At 62.9% G+C, this 23,368-nt stretch carries 20 protein-coding genes; 7 read left to right on the top strand and 13 right to left on the bottom strand.

Annotated elements, in window-relative coordinates:
* Positions 1-80: 80 nt before the first annotated feature.
* Entirely contained in the window at positions 81-284 is a 204-nt protein-coding gene (locus A0U93_RS13835) for a hypothetical protein (protein ID WP_147150720.1), read from the top strand.
* An 18-nt stretch (positions 285-302) separates the two neighbouring features.
* Positions 303-716: a hypothetical protein gene (locus A0U93_RS13830; protein WP_077807846.1), complete on the top strand. Its 414-nt coding sequence runs from the start codon at positions 303-305 to the stop codon at positions 714-716.
* Between the two features lie 51 nt (positions 717-767).
* Here A0U93_RS13830 and A0U93_RS13825 read toward each other — a convergent pair whose 3' ends face one another.
* Together A0U93_RS13825 and A0U93_RS13820 are read right to left on the bottom strand one after the other, a co-directional pair.
* Complete coding sequence (locus A0U93_RS13825; RefSeq protein WP_077808550.1) at positions 768-2,339, bottom strand: 2-isopropylmalate synthase; 1,572 nt, start codon at positions 2,337-2,339, stop codon at positions 768-770.
* 279 nt (positions 2,340-2,618) lie between these two features.
* The gene (locus A0U93_RS13820; RefSeq protein ID WP_077807845.1) at positions 2,619-3,506 is read right to left on the bottom strand and encodes an N-acetylmuramoyl-L-alanine amidase family protein; all 888 of its coding nucleotides are present in this window, start codon (positions 3,504-3,506) and stop codon (positions 2,619-2,621) included.
* A gap of 553 nt (positions 3,507-4,059) precedes the next feature.
* Here A0U93_RS13820 and A0U93_RS13810 point away from each other — a divergent pair.
* Entirely contained in the window at positions 4,060-6,876 is a 2,817-nt protein-coding gene (locus A0U93_RS13810; RefSeq protein ID WP_077807843.1) for an Rne/Rng family ribonuclease, read from the top strand.
* Positions 6,877-7,014: 138 nt separating this feature from the next.
* On the opposite strand, the gene A0U93_RS13805 is transcribed toward A0U93_RS13810, so the two are convergent.
* Positions 7,015-7,380, bottom strand: coding sequence for a hypothetical protein (locus tag A0U93_RS13805; RefSeq protein WP_077807842.1), 366 nt, complete (start codon positions 7,378-7,380; stop codon positions 7,015-7,017).
* A gap of 14 nt (positions 7,381-7,394) precedes the next feature.
* Positions 7,395-8,831: an exodeoxyribonuclease VII large subunit gene (gene xseA / locus A0U93_RS13800; protein WP_077807841.1), complete on the bottom strand. Its 1,437-nt coding sequence runs from the start codon at positions 8,829-8,831 to the stop codon at positions 7,395-7,397.
* A 57-nt stretch (positions 8,832-8,888) separates the two neighbouring features.
* Here xseA and purD point away from each other — a divergent pair, with 57 nt between their 5' ends.
* Positions 8,889-10,151 carry a phosphoribosylamine--glycine ligase gene (gene purD / locus A0U93_RS13795; RefSeq protein WP_077807840.1) on the top strand — a complete coding sequence of 421 codons (1,263 nt, stop codon included), beginning with the start codon at positions 8,889-8,891 and terminating at the stop codon, positions 10,149-10,151.
* 87 nt (positions 10,152-10,238) lie between these two features.
* Positions 10,239-10,691 carry a DUF2501 domain-containing protein gene (locus tag A0U93_RS13790; RefSeq protein ID WP_371862824.1) on the top strand — a complete coding sequence of 151 codons (453 nt, stop codon included), beginning with the start codon at positions 10,239-10,241 and terminating at the stop codon, positions 10,689-10,691.
* A gap of 36 nt (positions 10,692-10,727) precedes the next feature.
* Here A0U93_RS13790 and A0U93_RS13785 read toward each other — a convergent pair whose 3' ends face one another.
* The 6 genes from A0U93_RS13785 to ykgO all read right to left on the bottom strand — a co-directional run bounded on the left by A0U93_RS13785 (position 10,728) and on the right by ykgO (position 16,061).
* On the bottom strand, positions 10,728-12,410 hold the full coding sequence (locus A0U93_RS13785) for a M3 family oligoendopeptidase (RefSeq protein ID WP_077807839.1): 1,683 nt from the start codon (positions 12,408-12,410) through the stop codon (positions 10,728-10,730).
* 39 nt (positions 12,411-12,449) lie between these two features.
* Positions 12,450-13,655, bottom strand: coding sequence for a pyridoxal phosphate-dependent aminotransferase (locus A0U93_RS13780; protein WP_077807838.1), 1,206 nt, complete (start codon positions 13,653-13,655; stop codon positions 12,450-12,452).
* Positions 13,652-14,854: a pyridoxal phosphate-dependent aminotransferase gene (locus tag A0U93_RS13775; RefSeq protein ID WP_077807837.1), complete on the bottom strand. Its 1,203-nt coding sequence runs from the start codon at positions 14,852-14,854 to the stop codon at positions 13,652-13,654. The genes A0U93_RS13780 and A0U93_RS13775 overlap by 4 nt, the downstream gene beginning before the upstream one ends.
* Before the next feature lie 115 nt (positions 14,855-14,969).
* Positions 14,970-15,188 (bottom strand): hypothetical protein, encoded by a 219-nt coding sequence (locus tag A0U93_RS13770; RefSeq protein WP_077807836.1) that lies wholly within the window; start codon positions 15,186-15,188, stop codon positions 14,970-14,972.
* 63 nt (positions 15,189-15,251) lie between these two features.
* A complete protein-coding gene (locus A0U93_RS13765) occupies positions 15,252-15,881 on the bottom strand; it encodes a tetratricopeptide repeat protein (protein WP_245825205.1) in 630 nt (209 codons plus the stop codon).
* Positions 15,882-15,935: 54 nt separating this feature from the next.
* Positions 15,936-16,061, bottom strand: a complete 126-nt coding sequence (gene ykgO, locus A0U93_RS13760; RefSeq protein WP_077807834.1) for a type B 50S ribosomal protein L36 — start codon at positions 16,059-16,061, stop codon at positions 15,936-15,938.
* Positions 16,062-16,254: 193 nt separating this feature from the next.
* On the opposite strand from ykgO, the gene A0U93_RS13755 reads away from it, so the two are divergent.
* Positions 16,255-16,656 (top strand): hypothetical protein, encoded by a 402-nt coding sequence (locus tag A0U93_RS13755; RefSeq protein WP_077807833.1) that lies wholly within the window; start codon positions 16,255-16,257, stop codon positions 16,654-16,656.
* On the opposite strand, the gene A0U93_RS13750 is transcribed toward A0U93_RS13755, so the two are convergent.
* Positions 16,653-18,743: a S9 family peptidase gene (locus A0U93_RS13750; protein WP_077808548.1), complete on the bottom strand. Its 2,091-nt coding sequence runs from the start codon at positions 18,741-18,743 to the stop codon at positions 16,653-16,655. The genes A0U93_RS13755 and A0U93_RS13750 overlap by 4 nt on opposite strands.
* 309 nt (positions 18,744-19,052) lie before the next feature.
* On the opposite strand from A0U93_RS13750, the gene A0U93_RS13745 reads away from it, so the two are divergent.
* Positions 19,053-19,565, top strand: coding sequence for a DUF2501 domain-containing protein (locus A0U93_RS13745; RefSeq protein ID WP_245824918.1), 513 nt, complete (start codon positions 19,053-19,055; stop codon positions 19,563-19,565).
* Positions 19,566-19,645: 80 nt separating this feature from the next.
* On the opposite strand, the gene mdoH is transcribed toward A0U93_RS13745, so the two are convergent.
* Positions 19,646-21,817: a glucans biosynthesis glucosyltransferase MdoH gene (mdoH, locus tag A0U93_RS13740; RefSeq protein ID WP_077807831.1), complete on the bottom strand. Its 2,172-nt coding sequence runs from the start codon at positions 21,815-21,817 to the stop codon at positions 19,646-19,648.
* On the bottom strand, positions 21,793-23,274 hold the full coding sequence (locus tag A0U93_RS13735; protein ID WP_077807830.1) for a glucan biosynthesis protein: 1,482 nt from the start codon (positions 23,272-23,274) through the stop codon (positions 21,793-21,795). The genes mdoH and A0U93_RS13735 overlap by 25 nt, the downstream gene beginning before the upstream one ends.
* Positions 23,275-23,368 lie beyond the last annotated feature (94 nt).

Raw genomic sequence — 23,368 nt, 5'->3', positions numbered from 1 at the left:
ATCCATGGGAGAGTCGTTCGATGACTAAGTTCTCACCGCACACGCTTCGTCGTGCTGTCATTGCCGCCTCCTGCGCCGGCATGCTGGCGCTGGGCGGCTGCGGAGATCCGTATGATCCGGGCGCACGCGCCGGGTCCGGCGCACTGATCGGCGCGGGCGCCGGTGCCGGCATCGGCGCCCTGGCGGGCGGCGGACGCGGCGCTGCCATCGGTGCGCTGACAGGCGGCGCCGTCGGAGCGGCAGGCGGCGCGGCGACCACGCCGAGCCGGGGCCGCGGCTACTAAGAAACAAGAAGGCTGAATATGACGAAAACTCGAAGCCTCGGTCGTCGCGCCAGTGCCCTTATGGGGCTGGCCGGCACCGCAGCATTGCTGGCGGGCTGCACCAATCCCTACGATCCCGGTTCCCGCGCCCTCGGCGGCGGGCTGATCGGCGGCGGAACAGGTGCGGCGATCGGCGCACTCGCCGGTGGTGGTCGGGGCGCTGCGATCGGCGCACTCGCCGGCGGTGCACTGGGAGCGGGCGCTGGCGCCGTCACGACGCCGAACCGTGGCGGATACAGCCAGGGCGGCTATTACAACCAGGGCAGCAATAACGGCTATGCCCGCCCCAACTATCCCCCCAACTACCAACAGGGTGGCTATTACCAGGGTCAGCAGCAGCCCTATCCACAAGGCCAGTATGCCCCACCCCCGAACTACAACAATGGCTACTGACTAAAGTAAAAACCCACTCGAGGCATGAATGCTCGAGTGGGTTTCCAGCGTTCAGGCGCTCAGGGCTGCCGGTTCCGTCCGTACGCGCTTCACCAGAAGTTTATTCAGGGCGTGCACGTAGGCCCTTACCGCCGAGACGACCGTATCGGCATCCGCCCCCTGCCCGTCCACCAGCTTGCCGGCCTCTTCCAGACGCACCGTCGTCCGCGCCTGCGCATCGGTTCCCTCGGTCACCGCGCCGACGGAGAACAGGGCCAGACTGGCTTCGTGCGGAAACACTTCCTGGATCGCGCGGAAAGCCGCATCCACAGGACCGTTGCCAGCAACCGTCGCGAAACGGACATCGCCATCGACATTGAGTTCCAGCGTCGCCTGGGCCGGGCGCTTCGATCCTGCAATCAATTCCAGCGATACGAAGCGGATGTGTTCGTGATCTCGCGTTTCGTCATCCACCAGCGCACGGATATCGTCGTCGAAAACCGTCTTTTTCTGATCGGCCAGAATTTTGAACCGCTCGAAGGCCTGCTGAACCATCGCATCTTCCAGTTGGTAGCCCAGCGATGCCAGCTTGTCGCGGAATGCAGCACGTCCCGAATGCTTGCCCAGCACCAGTGATGTCTTGGTCCAGCCCACGCTCTCCGGCGTCATGATCTCATAGGTCTGGGCATTCTTGAGAATGCCGTCCTGATGGATGCCGCTTTCATGCGCGAAGGCATTGCGCCCGACGATCGCCTTGTTCGGCTGGACATCGAAGCTGGTGATATTGGCCAGCATGCGCGAAACACTCAGGAGTTTCGGCGTCTGGATGCCGTTGGTATAGGCGAACTTGTCCTGCCGCGTGCGGATCGCCATGACGATCTCTTCCAGCGCCGCGTTCCCCGCGCGCTCGCCGATGCCGTTGATCGTGCACTCGATCTGGCGCGCGCCGCCGTCGAGCGACGAAAGCGTATTGGCAACGGCCAGACCCAGATCGTTATGGTTGTGCGCCGAGAAAATAACCTTCTCCGCCCCCGGCACACGTTCACGCAGCATATTGAAGATCGCGCGCATCTCGTCCGGCGTCGCATAGCCGACCGTATCCGGGATGTTGATGGTCGTCGCGCCGTTCCTGATCGCCGTTTCCACGCAACGGCACAGAAATTCCGGTTCGGTGCGCGATCCGTCTTCCGCCGACCACTCCACATCGTCCGCATAGCGACGGGCAGCCTGATTGCCGGAGGCAATCAGATCCAGCACCGTTTCCGGCTCCATCCGCAGCTTGTATTTCATGTGCAGCGGCGACGTGGAGATGAAGCTGTGGATACGACGACGCCGGGCCGGTGCGATGGCCTCACCCGCCGCTTCGATGTCACGCTTGCCACCACTACGCGCCAGACCGCAGACAACGGTCTCCTTCAACGTCTCGGCAATGCGTCGCACGCTTTCGAAATCACCCGGCGACGCGACGGGAAAACCGGCCTCGATGACATCGACGCCGAGATCCTCCAGCGCCTTCGCCATCCGCAGCTTCTCATCCAGATTCATGGAGAAGCCCGGCGACTGCTCGCCGTCACGGAGTGTCGTATCGAAAATGATAACGCGATTGTCGTCGATACGGCCGAAAGAAGGATGGTCGATGGTCATAATGCTGGTGCTCTCGCTGGACGTCGAAAATTCAGGAAACCGAACCCCTGAACGCCACGGCGCGCACGCCGCTCTCTCGCGCTCAGGGGCCGATAAGTCGAAGCGAGAGCCGAAGAAGAACCGCGCATGCGTCGCGGCGCGCGGAAGCGCGACCGACATAACGCAGGGATGCGGGGTTACTGATCATGCGGCGCACCCTATCGCAGCAAGGGGCGCCATGGCTAGATCGGCTTGCGTTTTTTACGGCAAAAATTTCCGGCAGCTGTCAGCCCGGCGCCGTCACCCCGCCATAGTCGCAACGCCGGGCGCTGTCGCGAAATAGCGATCGACCGCATCGCGCATCGCGCCTGCGACCTGCGTGCGATGCACGGCCTGACGCAGGGCCGCCTCGTCCAGCCTGTTGGACATGAACCCCATCTCCACCAGCACGGAAGGAATCTCCGCCGATTTCAGCACCACGAAAGCCGCATGCCTGGAAGGATGCGTCAGTAAACCGATACGCGGCCGGAAAGCCGAAACGACGCTGGAGGCCATATGCGCAGAACCGCGCCGCGTCTCCTCCGTCACCAGACTAGCCAGAATCTGCTGCACCTCGGGCGACGCCCCGTGAAAGGACGGCCCTGCGAACCGATCGGCGCTGTTCTCGATCCGCGCCAGCGCCGCCGTCTGCGCATCCGACGCACCGTTGGACATCGTATAGACGCTGGCACCACGCACGCCGGGATCATGCAGGGCGTCGGCATGCATGGAGATGAAAAGATGCGCCTTGTGCGCCTGCGCCAGTTCGACGCGCCCTTCCAGCGGGATGAAGCGATCGCTGTCGCGCGTCATGACAACATTGTAGCGTCCGGTCGCCATCAGTTGCCGGTAGAGTTCCGCGGCCGCCGCTTCCGCAACGTGCTTTTCATAGGTGCCGCTGATGCCGATCGCGCCAGGGTCCTTGCCCCCATGTCCCGGATCGAGCATGACGACCGGCCTGGGCGGCGAAGCCTTTCCGATGATGCCCGGCGCGGCAAGCGCGTGATGCCTGCCCCTGGACTGCACCGAACGCGCCTTATGCGGCGTGTTGGCGCAGGCGCCTGTCGCAATGCTGCCTATCCCCGCCAGCGCCAGACGTCTGCCCAGCTGCCCGCCCCGCCGCACGAAGTCCGCCATGTCATCCGTCATTTCGCTTTTCCGCGCGTCACAAGATTAGCCAGATTACCCGGCATTCCATCATGCCGGAAACATGATGTCATATATATGGCGACATGTGACGTCCTGTTGGCGCGACACTTGCACTGATATGATATTTCCGTCATGCTTCACGCCACGAAGGGTTTCAAAGATCGGTACGATCCTCCCGCCGCGTCCTATTCCGTCGGCAAAAGGATCCCGTCTCGCAATCCCTCGCGCGACGCCGCGGTCTGTCCGGCTTGCGCAAGCTTTTCTCAAGCATCTCGCCGACGGAAAGCAGAGCGCCAGCGATTGATCTGTGCGTCAACTCTGAACGACGTTTTCATAAGGGGCCTCATGCCTGCCGCCCGTCGCATCGCACTGGATCATCGGAAAACGGATCTTCGTCCGTCCGCGATGATGCCTTGCGTCGCTCGGCTGCCGCGTTGGCCCCTTCTCCTCCTGCCCCAAAATCATTTCGCCCCGCGAACAGGCATGCCCGGCAGCGTTCCGCATGCCCGGAATCTGATATCCGACGCGGCGGACGAGCGGAGTTTTCCCTTTTATGAACAAGCGTATGTTGATCGACACCACGCATGCGGAAGAAACCCGCGTGGTGGTCACAAGTGACGATCGTCTCGAAGATTACGATGTCGAGACGTCGGCACGTAAGCAGCTCAAGGGCAATATCTATCTCGCGAAAGTCATTCGCGTAGAGCCAAGCCTGCAGGCTGCTTTCGTCGATTACGGCGGCAACCGCCACGGTTTCCTCGCCTTCAGCGAAATCCACCCCGACTATTTCCAGATTCCCGTTGCCGACCGCGAGAAGCTTCTGGCCCTTCAGGACGAGGAAGCCCGTTTCGAGGAACAGCGCGCTGAAACGGAAGTAGAGGAAGCCCCGGCCGCCGAGGCAGAGAACGACTCGTCGGACGAGCCATCCGACGATCACGAGACCCTGCCCGAAACTGTCGGCGGCGAACATGACACCGGTGACGAAAGCGCTGCCGCACGCCGCACGGCGCGCTTCCTGCGCAATTACAAGATTCAGGAAGTCATCCGCCGTCGGCAGGTCATTCTGGTGCAGGTCGTCAAGGAGGAGCGCGGCAACAAGGGCGCGGCGCTGACCACCTACGTGTCGCTTGCCGGGCGTTACTGCGTGCTGATGCCCAACGCGCTGCGCGGTGGCGGCGTCTCGCGGAAAATAACGTCCGATTCCGACCGGAAGCGCCTGCGGGAAATCATCGCCGATCTCGAACTGCCGCGTGGCATGGCGATGATCGTCCGCACGGCCGGCGCGCAGCGTCCCGGCCCGGAGATCACCCGCGACTGTGAGTATCTGCTCCAGCTGTGGGACGATATCCGCAGCCACACGCTCTCTTCCGTCGCGCCGACGCTGGTCTATGAAGAGGCGAGCCTGATCAAGCGCGCGATCCGCGACCTCTTCAGCAAGGACATCGAAGAGATCGTCATCGACGGCGAGACCGCCTGGAAGAACGCACGCGAGTTCATGCGCCTGCTGATGCCGCACAGCGTCAACAAGGTGAAGCTGTGGCGCGATCCGGCGCAAAGCCTGTTCGCCCGCTATCATGTCGAGGGTCAGCTGGACGCCATGTTCCAGCCGACGGCGCAGCTGAAGTCCGGCGGTTATCTGGTCATCAACCAGACCGAGGCGCTGGTGTCGATCGACGTGAACTCCGGTCGCTCCACCAGCCAGCGCAACATCGAGGAAACGGCCCTGCGGACCAACCTCGAAGCCGCCGAGGAAGTTGCGCGCCAGCTGCGCCTGCGCGATCTGGCCGGACTCGTGGTGATCGATTTCATCGACATGGAAAGCCGCAAGCACAACCACATGGTCGAAAAGCGCCTGAAAGACGCGCTGCGCTCCGATCGCGCCCGCATTCAGGTCGGGTCGATCTCGCATTTCGGCCTGCTGGAAATGTCGCGCCAGCGTCTTCGCCCGTCCATCGCGGAATCGGTGCTCACGCCTTGTCCTCATTGCCAGGGCACGGGCTATGTGCGCGGGACGGAGAGCGCTGCCCTGCATATCCTGCGTGCGATCGACGACGAGGGTGCAAGCCAGAAGGCCGCCGAGATCGAGGTGCATGTCGTGCCCGGCGTGGCACTTTATATCCTCAACAACAAGCGTGGCTGGCTGACGGAAATCGAACAGCGGCACCGCATGCATGTCGTCTTCCAGCCGGACGCGGCGCTGTTGCCGTCCGATATCCGCATCGAGCGCATTCGGCCGCAAACCGCAGCGGCGCCTCTGCCGCAGGTCACGACCCCGACGGAGGCATTCGCCGGACCTGTTGAAACCCTGGTAACGGAAGAGGTCGAGACACAGCACGCACCGGCGCATGCCGTCACGGAAGGCGAGGACCGTGAGGAAGGCCCGCGCCGCAAGCGCCGCCGTCGTCGCGGTCGGCGCGATCGGGACCGCCGTCACGACGATGTCTCCGCGGCGCAGGAAAGTGCGTCGCCGCCAGCGGAGGAATCCGAGGACGCATCTGTCCAGACCGATGGCGAGAACATCATGCCGGGACGCCGCCGCACGCGGACGCGCCGCCTGACGCGTGAGGAAGAAAACGGCACGGTGTCGGAAATCGCAGCACCGGCGGAAGAAGAACCCGCGCGTCCCGCCGAACCGGCGGAGCGACCCTTCAATCGGCGCGACCGGTTTCGTCAGGACCAGCAGCATCGCGAAAACCCGCGCGACGACCGCGCGCCGCGCGTGTGGAACGGTCCGACACCGGCCAATCCGTTCGGTGGCGGCAGTTTCGACATTTTCGACGTGATCGAGCAGGCAGAAAACGAGCAGGCACCGCGCAAGAACATCAAGCATGTGCCGATCGCCCAACGTGACGGCGCGACAGCGCGACAGGCTGCCGAATCCGCAATCGCGGTCGAAACGCCTGCCGCTTCGGAGGCAACGTTGCCCACGCCGCAGCTGGAAAATGCCAGCGTGTCGGAAACGGCGCACACCTTGAGCGCGCCGGAAGCGCCGTCGGCCAGCGTCGCGGAGACGAAGCCTGCGCCGCGTCGTCGTGGTCGCCCACGCAAGGACGCGGTCGAAGCCCCGGAGCCGGCGCCTGAAAAGACGGCGGCAACGACGGATGCCAAACCGACCGCGACCAAGGCACGGTCCCGCAAGAAAACCGCCGTTGAAAATCCGGCATCGGCGGCAGAAGTCGCGGAAAAGCCGGCACCTCGCCGTCGTGGTCGCCCCCGCAAGGAGACCGTAGCCGAAGGCGTGTCCGATGCGCCCCCTGCATCGGAAGCCCCGAAGGCTGAGCCGGTAACGGAAGCACCAGCCATCGTGCCGGTGGATGTGGACGCGGCCGCGCCGCCGAAACGTCCGCGTGCGGGCTGGTGGAAGCGCTGAAATCCGACCCCGCTCAGGAGAAATCCTGAGCGGGATCGATATACGGGACGACGGATATTCTCTTGCGTCCGAACTAAAAAGGCGGGGCCGTTCGGGCCCCGCCTTTTTAGTTTCACATCGTCGGGCTGAGTTGTTCCGTTATCGACACACGCTGCGCGATCCGTCAGCAGCGATAAAAGTCCCGGTCAAAGGCTCGAAACAGGCATTCCGGACACAGGTGCTGCCGCTTGCCAGACCTTCGGCATAAAGCGCCGCACCGGCACTGGCCCCCTCGCGCAAGGCACTGCCACAGAGCGGCGTATCGACCGGCGCCGATGGGTCATTGACCAGTTGCGCCTCATTGGGCGGCGGGGTCTCTTCCGCCAGACCGGGCGCGAAACTCTGCGGCGCGATCTTTGGCTTCGGCGCCTGCTGCTGCGCGACCGGCTGGGGCGCGGTCGTCTGATCGTCCGCGCAGGCGGCGAGAAACAGGCCCGGCAGCGTAAGCAAAAAGAGGCGACGCATGAATACTCCGAATTCTATAGATCCAATGCCGACTGCGCGGTTTCGGCCGACAGGCGATCCAGACGTGCGCTCCGCTGTCCATCGACGAATTGCAGCACGATCTTCCCCCCCTGGGAACGATCCGCCGCATGGGTGATGGGCTTGCCCGCGCCATCCTGCACCAACGCGTAACCACGCGCCAGAACCGCCTGCGGCGACACGGCCTCCAGTTGCCCCGCCATGCCGTCCAGACGCGCGCGCTGGAGACGAATCTGGCCAAGCACCGCTTCGACCGACAGGCGAGCGCGCGCGGCACGCGCATGCTGGCGTTGCACAGCCGCATCGATCGCGGCCGTCAGCGCCCCCGACGGGCCGGTCAACGCCTGACGGCGTCGCGCGATCACAAGCTCAGGTGACGGCAGACGCCGCTCCACCTGCACCAGACGGGCTCTCGCACGCTCCGCCACCACCGGCAGCGCGAACGCCAGACGCTGCGCCCGGTCGTCCAGCCGCATCCGCGCCTGCCCCAGCAACATCGGCAGGTCCGGCATCTGGCTGACGGTGCGTTCATATCGGGCACGCGCCTGCTGCATCTGCCGCGACAGGGCACCTGCCAGACGGGCATTGCGGTGCGCCAGATCGGCCAGCATTTCCGAACGGAGCGGCACAGCCATCTCGGCCGCCGCCGTCGGCGTGGGTGCGCGCCGGTCGGACACAAAATCGATCAGCGTCGTGTCCGTCTCATGCCCGACGGCCGAAATCAGCGGGATTGGACAAGCTGCAACGGCACGCAGCACGCGTTCGTCGTTGAATGCCATCAGATCTTCCAGCGCCCCGCCACCGCGCGCGACGATCAGCACGTCCGGTCGCCGCGTCAGTTGGCCAAAACCGTCGATCGCCGCCGCGATCTGCGCAGCCGCGCCCTCGCCCTGCACCGCCACGGGCCAGACCAGAACGGACCGCGGAAAACGCCGGGCGATGGTCGTGCGGATATCGTGCAGCACGGCACCCTGTCCGGAAGTAACGACACCCACGAGTTCCGGCAGGAACGGCAGCGCACGTTTGCGCTCGGCGTCGAAAAGCCCCTCCGCCAGCAATTTTTGCCGCAGCTTCTCGATCCTGGCGAGCAGCGCGCCCTCGCCCGCGAAACTCATCCGGTCGATGACGAGCTGATAGCTCGATCGCTCACCATAGGCGGAGACACGCCCCGTCGCGATCACCTCGATGCCGTTTTCCGGCGCCAGCCCCAGCCGCGAGACGGAGCCGCGCCAGATCACGCCCGCGATCTTGCCGCCCTGATCCTTCAACGACAGATAAACATGCCCCGATGGGTAGCGCTTCAGTTCCGTGATTTCACCACGCACGCGCACGCGACCGAAGCCCGTTTCCAGTGTTTTCTTGATGGCGCCGGAAATTTCCGAAACCGAATATTCCGGAACATTGCCCGATCCGGCATCGTCGCTCTCACTCATGACGCCAGTCTATGCTACAGCGCGCGCAACGGAAACAGGAACGACGGGAAATAGCCAATGCGGGTTCTGCTGGTCGGATCGGGCGGACGCGAACATGCACTTGCGGCATGTCTGGCGCGGTCGCCGCAACTCGATGCCCTGTTCATCGCCCCCGGCAATCCCGGCATGGCCTCGCTCGGCACCCTGCTGCCGATCCGGGCCGATGATGTCCCGGGACTGGTGGAAGCTGCCAGGAACATGCGAATCGATCTCGTCGTGCCGGGGCCGGAAGCGCCGCTCGTCGCCGGGCTGGCCGATGCCTGCGCCGAAGCCGGCATTGCCTGCGCCGGGCCGACCCGCGCCGCTGCGGCGCTCGAAGGCAGCAAGACCTTCACCAAGGAGGTCGCGGATGCCGCACGCATTCCGACGGCACGATGGGAACGGTTCGACGCCCCGGCAGCCGCGATTGAATTCATTCGCCGCCGTGGTGCGCCGATCGTCGTCAAGGCTGACGGACTTGCCGCCGGCAAGGGCGTGGTCGTCGCCCAGACAGTCGACGAAGCGGTCGCGGCGGTCGAGGACATCATGACCGACCGGGCTTTCGGCGCGGCAGGGGCATCGGTGGTGATCGAGGAATGCCTCGTCGGAGAGGAAGTCTCGCTCTTCGCATTCTGTGCCGACGAACGCGCGGTGCTGATCGGCGCGGCACGCGATCACAAGCGGATCGGTGAAGGCGACACCGGCCCCAACACGGGCGGGATGGGCGCCATCGCGCCGCCACCCGGCTTTGACCGGGCGCAACAGGAGCGGGCGCTCGACCTCACGGTGCGACCGATGCTGGATGAAATGGTCCGGCGCGGCACGCCGTTCCGGGGCATCATCTTCGCGGGCCTCATGCTGACCGCCGATGGGCCCAGGCTGATCGAATACAACGTGCGTTTCGGCGATCCGGAAGCACAGGCGCTCCTGATCCGCCTGCAATCCGATTTGCTCCCCGTGCTTGATGCGCTGGCGCATGGCCGTCTCGACGATGCGGAAATCGTGTTCTCCGACGATGCCTCGATCTCCGTCGTACTGGCCGCGAGAGGCTATCCCGGCAAGCCCGTCGCCGGTGGCCGGATCGGCGGAATCGACCGCGCGGAAGCCGTGCCCGGCGTACGCGTCTTCCAGGCCGGCACGGCAGAGAATGACGGCCATCTCGTGGCGGCGGGCGGTCGTGTCCTGACGGTCTGCGCCCATGCCCCGACAGCTGAAGAAGCCCGCGAACTGGCCTATCAGGGTGTCGCGGCCATCGAATGGGACGATGCGATCTGGCGCCGGGATATCGGTCTGACCGCCTGATGCCCGGCCCGCCGCAGGCCCTTGTGGCGAACTTCTGCGGGAGCGGGACGCTATAAGGTCTGTCGGATTACAAAGAAGGAATACGCCATGGCTCGCCTGATGCCTCTCGCCGCCGCCATGATCGCCATTGCCACGATCGCCGTCGCCCCGGGCACCGGCACTGCACAAGCGCAAAGCTTCCCGGGAATCGGTGGCTCCAGCGGAAACAACCCCTTGTCGAACATGACGGGTGGCGCTGCGAGCATGCTGGGCGGCAGCCTGCCCAATCTCTCCTCGGCAAGCTCGGGCAACGTGGCCGGCGTGCTCGGCTATTGCGCGCAGAACAATCTGTTGCAGGGCGCCAATGCGACGACCGCCAGCTCCACGCTGTCGAACCTGACGCAAAAGCCGGGTATCACGTCCTCATCGGCCTATGCCACGGGACAGCAGGGCCTGATCCAGACCGGCAACGGCAACACATTCTCGCTGGCCGACCTGAAGGGCCAACTCAAGACCAAGGTTTGCAACATGGTGCTGAACAAGGCGCAATCGTTCCTCTGATTGCCCCTCCAGCCAGCACCCTTGCAGCGTGCCTTATTAGCCGAGCAGAACCTGCTCGGCTTCATGCACGACCTCGGCCAGTGCATCCGTTTCGAACGGCGATACCAGCCCGGCTTCGGCAACCAGGGCCGTGAAAGGCCTGCTGCCTCCCGCCGCACAAAGCGCCTTATAAATTTCCAGCGTACCCTGCGGGTCCACCCGGCTACCCAGCCAGAGCTGCATCGCGCAACACAGCGCGAGGGTGTAGTCGATGTAATAGAACGGCGCACGATAGATATGCATCTGCGCCTGCCATCGGCCGCCTTGCGCCGGATAGTCCAGATCGCCCCAGTCCCGCCATGGTAGATAGCGCTTTTCCAGACGCTGCCACGTCTGATGCCGCTCCTCCGGCGTCATGTCCGGTTTCGCATAGATTTCATGCTGGAAGTGATCGACACAGGCACCGTAAGGCAGGAAGGACAGGCTATCGATCAGATGCATGCGACGGTAACGCTCGCCCGCACCCTCCTCGACTAGGCCGTCGATCTGCGGCCAGGTCAGGAATTCCAGCCCCATCGAATGGATTTCCGCGCCATCCATGGTTGGCCATAGCACGTCGATCGGCTTGAGGCCCCGGCTTTTCCAGTTCTGATACGCATGACCCATTTCATGCGTGAACACGCCGATATCGTTATGCGTGCCATTGAAATTCGCGAAAATGAACGGCATGCCGACCGTCGGAAACGACGTGCAGAAGCCGCCGCCAGCCTTTCCCTCGCGGTTCTTCAGATCGAGATATCCGTCACGCACCATTCCGGCGAAGAACGGCCCCATGTCGCCATCAGGATCGAAGGCGTCGAACATCGCCTGCGCCCGGGCAAGCAGCAGATCGTGATCGCCTGCCGGATGCGGGTTGCCTTGCGGATCGATCAGCGCTTCGTCCCATGCCTTGATGCCATCCCAACCGGCCTCCAACGCACGCCTTTCCAGCAGCGCGTTCACCAGCGGCGTCACATGGGTGGCGATACGATCGCGGAACGCGGCGACCTCGTTCGGCCCGTAATCCGTTCGCCGCATGCGGCGGTAACCAAGCGCTGTATAACTGTCGAAACCCAGCGTCTTCGCCATATTCGTCCGCAGCGTCACCAGTTCGCTGAACAGGGCATCGAGTGCGGGACCATGCTGCGCGAAAAACGCCCAGCGCGCCTGTTCGGCCAGATGTCGCGTCTCCCGGTCGAGCGATTGCTGATAGGGCACCAGCCCCGCCAGATTAAGCGTTTTGCCGTCGAACTCGATTTTCGCCGATGCCAGCAGCGCGGTATAATCGCCGCTCAGCTTCGCTTCCTTTTCAAGATCGGCGGCAATACGCGGGTCGAAGGTGGTGATATCCGCTTCCCATAACGCCGCCACATAAGACCCTACAGAGGATTCCAGACGCGCCCTGTTTTCCAGCAACCGGCGCTTGATCGTGACCTCATGCCCGGTGGCGACCGGTGCCAGGGCATCGGCATAATCCCGATCCGTCTTGGCCCGCTCATCGGTAGTGTGGCGGGAGAACTGAAGATGGACGAGCGACGCCCAGGATTCGAAACGCCGGCGCGCATCGTCGAACGCCGCCAGCGCCCCATCCCAGTCGTCGGCATCGAGATATGTCGCGACAGCGGCGTAATCGGCGGCAAGCGACTCCCGGCTGGGGCGGTCGAATGAGAGATCGTTGAAGGATGGAATAGCGTTCGTCATGATCCCGATGGTCGCATTCGGACGCCGTGCCGTCCAGTCTCAGCGCAGTGTCCGGACAAAATCCGCAATACGGCGACAGGCTTCATCCAGTTGCGCGTCCGATGCCGCGAAAGACAGGCGGATATGCGGGCTCATGCCGAACGCCGCCCCCGGCACCGTTGCGACATGCGCCTCTTCCAGCAATGCCTCGGCGAAATCGAGGTCGCTTGCCATCAGACGACCGCGCGCGCTCGTCTTGCCGATGACACCCGAGATACCGGGATATGCGTAAAAAGCACCGTCCGGCCTGGCGCAGGTCAACCCATCCAGCGCGCGCAAGGCTGCCACGACACGATCGCGCCGTGCCTGATACGTCGCACGCATCGTCTCGACGCGCTCGAACGGGCTCCCGAGTGCGGCCACGGCCCCTGCCTGCGCGAGCGTACAGACACCCGAGGTCGCATTGCTCTGCACACTGGTCATCGCCTTAATCAGCGGCAAAGGACCACCGGCAAAACCCACACGCCAGCCGGTCATGGCATAGGCTTTCGCCATGCCGTTCATCGTCAGGATCCGGCCTGCGAGATCCGGCGCGACAGCGGCCAGCGAAACATGCTTGCGACCGTCGAAGGTGAGATGCTCGTAAATCTCATCCGCCAGAACCCAGACATGCGGCGCATCGCGCAGAACGTCGGCGATCGCCTCCAGATCCGCCCGCTCCATGATCGCGCCGCTGGGATTATTCGGGAAGTTCAGCACCAGCCAGCGCGTCCGGGGTGTGATCGCCGCGCGCAGGGCCAGCGGCCGGAGACGGAACCCACTCGCTTCATGACACGGCACCTCGACCGGCACCCCGCCCATCATGCGCGCGATAATGGGATAGCTCACCCAATACGGCGCGGGAACGATCACCTCATCGCCGGGTTCCAGCGTCGCCATGAAGGCATTGAAGATGACCTGCTTGCCGCCATTGGCCACCAGAATCTGCTCCGGCGTGAAGTCCAGCCCGTTCTGACGTCGGAATTTATCGACAATGGCCGCCTTCAGCGCAGGCTGTCCGCCGATCGGCGGATAGCGGGTGTCACCCGCGCGCCCCGCCGCCGCAGCGGCCTCCACGGCTTCGGGCGGCGACGGAAAATCCGGCTCGCCCAGGGCCAGGGAGATGACATCTGCACCTTCGGCACGCAACTCGCGCGCGCGGGTGGACATGGCGATCGTGGCAGGCTGCGGCAGGCCCCTGAGTCGCCCTGCAACATGGAAGGTCATGACAGCGACGCACAGAAGCGCTGGATGCGCGTACAGGCTTCCCGCAGGCTTGCCGTATCGGTCGCGTAGGAAATACGGAAATAGCCCGGCATCAGAAACGCACTGCCATGCACGGCAGCCACGCCCGTTTCCTCCAGCAATGCCGTGACGAATGCCTCGTCACTGTCGATCACGGTGCCGCTTGGCGTTTTCCTGCCGATCGTGCCTTCCATGGAGGGGAAAACATAGAAGGCTCCCTCAGGCCGATGGCAACGCAAGCCCGCCGTCTGGTTCAGCATGCCGACCACGAGATCGCGCCGCGCCTCATACACCGCGACCATCTCGCCGATGAAATCCTGCGGACCGGATACGGCCTCCAGCGCCGCGGCCTGCGCGATCGAGCAGGCATTGCTCGTGCTCTGCCCCTGCAGCTTGATTATCGCCTTCGTCAGTTCCAGCGGCGCGGCGGAGAAGCCGATGCGCCAGCCCGTCATGGCATAGGCCTTGGACATGCCGTTCATCGTGAGGGTGCGATCACGCAGCCGCGGCTCAACCTGCACAACGGTTTTGGCGACGAAACCGTCATAGACCAGCTTGGCATAGATATCGTCCGTGAAGACCCAGATGCGCGAGTGGTCGAGCAGGACATCGCACAGTGCACGCAGTTCCGCTTCGCTGTAAGCCGCCCCCGTCGGGTTGCAGGGCGAATTGAGCATCAGCCATTTGGTGCGCGGCGTGATCGCCGCGCGCAGTTCTTCCGCCGTCAGCTTGAAACCGTTCTCCGCCTTCGTCGGCACCACGACCGGCTCGCCATCGGCCAGCGCGACAATATCGGGATACGAAACCCAGGCGGGCGCGGGAATAACGACCTCATCCCCTGCGTCGAGGGTAGCGACCATGGCGTTGTAGATGACCTGCTTGCCACCCGTGGAAACGACGATCTCCTCGGCCCGGTAATCCGTCTGGAAATCCGCGTTCAGGCGCGCCGCGATCGCGGCCCGCAGCGCCGGCGTTCCAGCCACGTCGGTATATCTGGTCTCGCCCGCCTCGATCGCACGGATCGCGGCGGCCTTCACATTGGCTGGCGTATCGAAATCCGGCTCACCGGCCGACAGGCTGATGATATCGCGGCCCGCCGCTTTCAACTCCCTGGCCTTCTGCGAAATCGCAATGGTCTGGCTGGGGGAGATACGGTTCAGTCGGGCAGCGATCAGGGACATTTTCAATCAACCTGTAAGCATAAAAAAAAACGCGGCATGACGCCGCGTGAAACCTAGCCTCAACTGGCGGCGAAAAACATCTCCCGCCACCATCTTTTCAGCAAAAAAGCCGACGTCAGGCCTCCTGCCCCTTACCACGCCGGATGATCTGCCGGATCAGGGAGGCAATGGCGATCACCGCGAGAATATTCTGCACATGGGGCCGGACCTTCTTCGGGCCGATCGTGGCCAGCGCCGTCAGACCGATCATGCCCGCCTGCTTCGCGCCCGGAACCGAACAGCCCTTGCTTTCGGTCGCGACGGCATTGTCCGCCTTTTTCTTACATCCAAACATCACTGGTTCTCCTACCCTAAACCTACACCTGTTCAACGAATGCCCGGCAACCACGGTTGCACGTCAGGTCGGTTGCCCGTCCCGTTCGGTCTCCAGCCGCCGCTTCTGCCCCGCGCCATTCGCCACTTTCGGATCGAGCGTCAGGACATGATCGAAGGCCGTGACAGCGGCCTTGTAATCATGCCGCTCATGTTCGATTGCCGAAAGCATCTGCCAGGCTTTTACGTCGTCCGGATCGCCTTGCAATGCCACGGCCAGATCGCTGATCGCCCCCTCGAAATCACCCGCCGCATAACGAACCTGCGCGCGCTGGCGTCGCAGGATCGGCTGGTCGGACTGCAACGTCAGCGCATCGCCGAGATCACGCGCGGCAGTCTGGAAATCGTGCTTTTCCAGCGCCGCATTCGCATGCTTGAGCAGCAGCAGAACATCCGGCGCCAGATGCCGCTGCCGGAGCGTTTCGGCGTGCTCTTCCAGCGATCGCGCCTCGGCAGTGCTGGACGCATGCCGCAGTGCCGCTACCGTATCCTTCAGGGGATCGCGTTTGGCCTTCGGCTCCGCCGGTTTCGTCGGCATCGCCGGAACCGCCTGGACCGGCGCATGAGGCATCGGCGCCGCCATGCCGGGAGATGCCGCAAAAACAGCGAAGGCCGCCCCCGCAACAAGCGGGGCCGGCCTCCACGGCGAACGCATCACGCTATCGACCATGCGCTTTTGGCGCTTGAAAGGTCGCATTACGTGGCAGAATTAGCCCTGGCGGGCCTTCATGCGCGGGTTCTTCTTGTTGATAACGTAAACGCGACCGTGACGGCGCACGACGCGGCAGTCCTTGTCACGGACCTTGGCGGATTTCAGGCTGTTGCGGATCTTCATGTGCTTCGCTTCCCAGGGTGGGCATAACGCCACGGTCAAAATCGGAGCGGGCGTCACGCCCGCGAGAGGTCGTGGGCATACAAAGACCATCCGCGTGAGTCAACCATCCTTGCGCGTAATGAATGTTTTCAAATGCACAATGGTGCCCGGGATGCAGTAGGCATCGGCATGAAAGCCGACTAACCTTCGCGCCATGAACCGCTGCGCTCTTCCTGCCGTCGCCCTTCTGGCCGTCACGCTTGCCATGCCCTCCGTCGCACGCGCCGACGATGATGAGGCCAGCGCGTCACCTGCCAATAACGAGGCGGCGATCGCACTCAACAAGGTCTTGCAGGTTCTGCAACAGGACCCCTCCAGTGCGAGCGATGCCTGCGTGGATGCCCTGAAAGAGCTGCACAAGACGCAGGATATCGTCGCAACGGACGAAGCGCGCAGCAAGGATCAGGACCTCGCCGTTGCGCGCGACGTGCTGGAATCCGATTACGAGGACGCCACGCAGATATGCGGGGCCGACGCCCGCACCCTCTGCCGCACAAGCAGTGGCAAGCTGCCGAAGCTGCCGCCCGCCTGCGCGGCCATCCACGCGCAGCCCTAGCCGCCGTTCACCCTCGCCACGGCCCAGATCGCGAAGGCCTGCACGAGGGCCACTTCCTCCAGCCGCTTGAATCGCCCCGATGAGCCACCATGTCCCGCCTCCATATTGATGCGGCACAGGAACGGCCCGCCGGATGCCACGGTGCGGAGCTTGGCGATCCATTTCGCGGGCTCCCAATACGTCACGCGGGGATCGGAAAGCCCACCCATCGCCAGAATCGGTGGATAGTCCTTCGCGCCGATGTTGTCGTAGGGCGAATAGCCTTCGATCAGATCGTAGGCTTCCTCGTCTTCGAGCGGATTACCCCATTCCGGCCACTCCGGAGGAGTCAGGGGCAGCGTGACGTCGGACATCGTATTGAGCATGTCCACAAACGGCACCTGCGCCGCGATCCCCGCAAACAACTCTGGTGCGAGATTGGCCACAGCCCCCATCAGCAACCCGCCAGCCGAGCCGCCATGCGCCACGATGCGCCCCGACCGTCCATAGCCGGCGGCAATCAGGTGCTTCGCGCAGGCGATGAAATCCGTGAAAGTGTTGGGCTTATGCTGCCCACGTCCTTCCAGGAACCAGTTCCAGCCTTTTTCCGAACCGCCACGCACATGGGCAATCGCATAAACCCATCCACGATCGACCAGACTGAATGCTGTGGTGGAAAAACCGGCATCCATGGCGATGCCATACGACCCATACCCGTAGAGCAGCATGGGGGCCGAGCCGTCGAGTGACGTGTCATGCCGCATCAATGCCGTGATCGGTACCGCCGCGCCATCCGCCGCCACGGCGAAAAGACGCTGCACGACATATTGTGAGGCATCGTGGCCGGAGGGCACCTCCCGCACCTTGCGCAACACGCGCTGATGCGTCGCCATGTCGTAATCGTACCAATGCGCCGGCGTCGTCGGCGATTCATAGATATAGCGCAGGACATCGCCGCCATATTCGAGCGCGCCCAGCATGGTCAGGTCGAAAGCGGGCTCGTCCACCGCAATCGTCGTCGCCTGCTCGCGCACATTCCCCTGCACGCCACGCGGCACGATCTGTATGGTCACATTGCCGTCCCGGCGCTCCGCCCAGGCCAGATAATTCTCGCAGGCGCTCGCGCCCACCAAATACCGACCGGCCTCATGCGGCACGAACGACCGCCAATGCACGCGGTCGGTCGCATTGGCGGGTGTCCACATCAACTGGAAATCGACGGCACCCTGCGTGTTCGTCAGGATGATGAAGCGGTCGTTCCAGTGCGTGAGGCTATATCGCTCTCCTCGCACCAGCGGCGCGGCTGTCACCGGCGGCGCCGTGATATCGGCCGCGGGAATAAGAAGCGTTTCGTTCGTGTCGTGATCGCCGCGTTCGATCACAACCCACTTCCGCGATGCGCTCACACCAATATGCAGAAAAAAACCCGCATCCGGTTCGTCGAAAACCAGAACGTCCTCGCCGCCACGGATCGGGCGGCGATAGATACGTGACGGACGCCCGTTGTCATCGCGATACGTCCAGAACAGCCATTGACTGTCCGGCGATATCGCAAACGCACCGGTGGTACTTTCGACCGGTGGCGCACACAGCGCGCCACTCGCCAGATCCTTGACCTGTATGCGATAGACTTCCGAGCCCTGCACGTCTTCGGCATAGACATAAAGCGCATGGTCATCCGAATGCGCCGCACCGCCCAGCGCATAATAGGGATGCTGCTTCGCAAGCGCATCCACGTCCAGCAACACCGTTTCCTCGCCACCACCACGGGGACGGCGCGCATGGAGCGGATGCTGCGCGCCATCGGCATAGCGGGCATAATATTCCCAGGCGCCATCCGGCACAGGCACGGATTCCTCCGCCGGGGGAATACGGCCGATCATCTCCTTCACCAATGCCGCACGCAGCGGCTCGATATCGGTCAGAACCGCTTCGGCATAGGCGTTCTCCTCCCGGAGATGCGCGGCGATGTCGGCACGCAGAATGCCGGGATCGCGCAGAACCTGCTGCCAGTTCTCATCCTTCATCCAGGCAAAATCATCGTGCCGGGTGCGTCCCAGTTGCGTGATTGCACGAGAGTCGCGGCGAGGACGCGGTGCTTGCATCATAGAACCATCTTCCAACGAAATTTGCGCATTCTGTGTGCAGCAGAAGGGCCGAAAACTCAATGCGATGCGTGTGGCATTTCCGGCGCGCCGCATATACCACACGATCTCTCGATCATATTCGGGCGCTCCCGGAAAGAAACCCGAAGCGGCTTCGACAGTTATGACATGGTGCGACACACAGTCGCTAATGAAAAGAAAACCGAAGCGGGCTCTCCTCCTCCATTGGAGATATCGGCCCGCATGGAAATATAGAGGCTTACTCCTATGTTCGCTCGTCAATACATCGGCCTTACCGCTCTGGCAGGCCTGATGTCAGCAACTGTTCCAGTATTTGCTTCAGCACAGGCGCAGTCCGTCGATGCGCCGGTCGCAACCGCACCGGCCGCCAATGGCGCGCCGACTATTCCGGCCGGCACCAACATCCCTCCCCAGACGGCGCTCGCGCATGGCGGCCAGGTGGTTCAGGGCATAAATGGTGTTTCCACCGCCGCCACGCCGGGCACGCTGGGTGAAGACGGCCTGCCGTCCATCGATGCCGCGAAGGACGGTAATGTTGCTGGTCTTCTCAGCTATTGCGTGCGCCATCAATATGGCTACGGCACGACAACACGCGTCATCGGTCGCCAGCTCGCGAAGCGTCCCGATGTGAAGTCTGACCAGTATTATTCGTTGGGCGGCAAGGGCCTTTTGCAAACCGCGTCTTCCACGCCGTTCGACATCTCGACGCTGGACAAGACGCATGCCACCAAGCTGTGCAGTGATCTGACCAAAAAGGGTCAGACATTGACCGGCGTCAATTCGAAGTCGCTCGGTGGACCGTAAGTCTTACGGAAGACCACAATAAAAAAGGGCGTCCTTCGGGACGCCCTTTTTTATTCATATCGCTTGCATCCAATCCGATATCAATCCGGAAGGGCAGCGACCAACATCACGCCTTCCGCGTTGGCCAGAACGGCCGCTTTCTCCTGGCGGGTCAACACACGCAGCGCTGCGTCGACATTGGCGGCTTCACGCAATTTGACCAGCCCGACCAGAACATTGGCATCGATCGGCGAGCCGGCACGCCGGGCGGGTGGCAACACCGCACGATGGGCAGCCAGAAGAGCCGGATCGCGACGCAACGCGTGAAATGCGTCGTCCGGCAGCTGCTCCGGATGAGCAGCTGCCTGTGTCCGAACCAGTTCGTTATCGGCGGCTAGACGAAGGATAGGCGGCGGCGACGTTTCCTCCACGATGCACAGCAATCCCCAGTGACGTAACCAGAGTCCGACATCCCGGCTGGCCGTAAGGGCCGCCAGTGGAATGGCAAGGACCAATCCGATAAGCACGGGCGTCATCCATAGAAACAGCGATTCAGAGACAACCCAAGCCGCCGTCGCCAGCAGGATGCCGATCACCGTATAAACCCAGTAGCCGCGCGCGACTTCCCTGAGCGATATGAACCCGTCTTCGCGGTTCTGTGCATTCCAGCCGGAATCCCGTCCGAGCAGAATGGAAATCACGCCGGACGTTTGGATCAGCATCGCGATCGGCGCAATCAATCCGCCAAGGATCGTCTCAAGAACGATTGATACGGCCAGTCTGAATGGCCCGCCGCTACCGCGCATCGTCGCGCGGTCGAAGCACAGCGCGATGAAGGCCAGAAGTTTCGGCGCCAGCAAAATACCCATCGTGCCGATGAACACGTATTTTGCCTGAATGGGATCGACTTGCGGCCAGTGGGGATAGAGCGATTTCGTCGCGCCGAAATATTCCGGGCGATAGAAATGTGATTGCAGCGAGATCAGAATGCCGAACAGCAGAAACAGCAACCACAATGGTGACGTGATATAGGATCCGATTCCCATCAGCATGTGCAATCGGCTGACCCACGCCATGCTCCGCGTCAGAAGCAGTTTATAATGCTGCAGGTTGCCCTGGCACCAACGGCGATCGCGTATGGCCACATCCGTCAGCGATGGCGGACTTTCCTCATAGGAACCGAACAGTCCTGGCACCATATGAATGGCCCAGCCGCCACGGCGCATCAGCGCCGCCTCGACGAAATCATGGCTCAGAATATGCCCGCCGAACGGCTTGCGCCCGGAAAGATGGGGCAACCCCGCCTGCTCCGCGAAAGCCTGTGTCCGGATAACGGCATTGTGGCCCCAGTAATTGCCTTCAGAACCGTGCCACCACGCAATACCATGGGCAATCAGCGGTCCATAAATTCGCCCGGCGAATTGCTGCATGCGCGCGAACAGCGTGCGCCCCCCGACGATCACCGGAAGCGTCTGGATCAGCCCCACGCCATCGTGACGCTCCATCGCCGCGACCACGCGAACGATAAGCGAGCCGTCCATGACGCTATCGGCATCCAGCGTGAGCATCTGCTGGTAGGCGCCACCGAAACTGCGCACCCATTCACCCAGATTGCCCGCCTTGCGATCGATGTTCTTCGCACGGCGACGATAGAAAACCCGACCGCGCCCGTCGACCGCGTCACGGAACGCCAAATAGGCGCGCTCTTCCCGGATCCAGACATCCGGATCAGTCGTGTCCGACAACAGAAAGAAATCGAACGCCTCAAGACGCCCCGTGGCGCGAAGACTGTCGTGGATAGCCCTGAGCCCGACAAGCACCCGGTCCGGATCCTCGTTATAGGTGGGCATCAACACGGCGGTCTTCGACGACAGCTCTGGCAGCGGACCATCGCAATGAATACCCAACCCAAGGCCGCCACGTCTCATCAGGGAAAAGAAACCGCCCAGGCATGACATGAACGATAGCGCGATCCAGGCGCCAAGAATGACGAACAGCGCCAGAACGATCACACCGAGCGTGGAAACGCCCATGCTGTTCAGCACGCGGTTCATTTCATAAGCACCGAAGAGCGTCAGCGCGATCGCGCCGCCGAACACGAAAAGACGTCGCGCCCAGAGCAGGGGCGGCGACGTCACCGGCCGGCGATCCCGACCGAATGTCTCGGCAGGCCGATGCAGATCCTGCACCGGCATCGCTAGGGGCGCCGCCGCCGGCAGGAAATCGGGAGCAGCGGTCCCTTCGTGACTCAAGGCGTCCAATGATACATCCATTGCTCAGAAATCGGCCCCTGATCGTTCGCAAGCTGACATTGCAGCTCCGCCAGCTTGGCATCGCCGGGATAAAATTCGAATGTCGTGCGCCAACCCTTGATGTTCGGATTGGGTTCCACCACCACATTCCGGATCGAACCCGCGGAACTACGTGGGATAAGGTGGAACTGGGCATTGGGCGGCAGGTTTTCGAAGGGCTTGCCGCTGAAGTCGATGACAAACATGCGCGCATCCGCATGATCGGTCACGGCACCGATACGTGTCGCCGCAATACGGGCCAGATCCGTCGGCCACGGCGTGTCCCAACCCCAATACATACGGTAGGTGAAGCTATATTCGTGGTTCGCCTGCATCGGCGCTGCAGGGCGCCAGAACGAGACGATGTTATCGTTGACCTCGTTCGCGGTTGGAATCTCGACGAGATCGACCGCGCCCTGCCCCCAGTCGCCAATCGGCTCGATCCACAAGGATGGTCGCTTCTCGTAGTTGAGCGCCAGATCCTCGTAATCATCGAACGAACGCTTGCGCTGCATCAGGCCGAAACCGTGCGGATTGTTATCCCCGAACGCCGAGAACTGCAGATCGACAGGATTGGCAAGCGGGCGATAAAGCTGCTGGCCGCTACCGGTCCACAGTTGCAGGGCCTCACTGTCATGGGCCGCGGGTCGCCAGTCGTCCACGCGGTTGCGGTCGTTCGTGTCGAAGTAGAACATGCCCGTCAGGGCCGCCACGCCCCCTTCGTTGATCGTCGTTCGCGGATAGAAGGAGGACTGGACGTCGAACACCGTCGTCGCGCCGGGCCGGATGGTGAAACGGAACGCACCGGTAACGGACGGGCTGTCGAGCAGGGCATGAATTACGACCGAATCAACACCCTGCTTCGGTTTCTCAAGCCAGAATTCGCGGAAGATCGCGAACTCCTCTCCCTTCGGATCGCCCGTTCCGTTCGCAAAGCCACGCGCGGAGAGTCCGTAATTCTGGTTCCTGGCCACAGCACGGAAATACGAAGCCCCCAGGAAGACAGCACATTCCTCCATCACGCCGGGCGTATTGATGGGGTTGCGCAGACGTATGCCCGAGAAGCCAAGATCGTCGCTGACGCGCGACATCGGATCGGCGTAGGTGAACATGTCCGGGTCATAGGCGACAGGGGCCGATTTCCCGTCAATGACCTCGTTCATCAGGATTTTCGGGCGATACAGGAATCCCCGCGGGAAAAACTCGACATCGAAGTTGAGGTTCTCACCGTGCCACAAGGCCCGCTCCGGACGAAAGGCAATCCCACGGAACTGATCGAAATTCAGGTTGCGCACGGCGGCCGGCATGTCCTGCGGCGGCGCACTGAAGCTGCTTTTGGCCAGCTTCTGCGCAATCTGCTTGACTGTCGTATCGTCAAATGGCGTGGGACCTGCCGGCGCCGGCGACGCTGCCCGGGCGACCTTGACGGCGGCACCCATGACAGGAAGACCAACTCCAATCTTTACGAAATCGCGACGCCGCACGGCAGACACTCCAATCCTGGCGACCGGCGCCGATGACGGCGCCCGCCTT

The organism is Neoasaia chiangmaiensis, assembly GCF_002005465.1.
Classification (GTDB): domain Bacteria; phylum Pseudomonadota; class Alphaproteobacteria; order Acetobacterales; family Acetobacteraceae; genus Neoasaia; species Neoasaia chiangmaiensis.
This window is presented reverse-complemented; position numbering and strand designations above follow the sequence as displayed.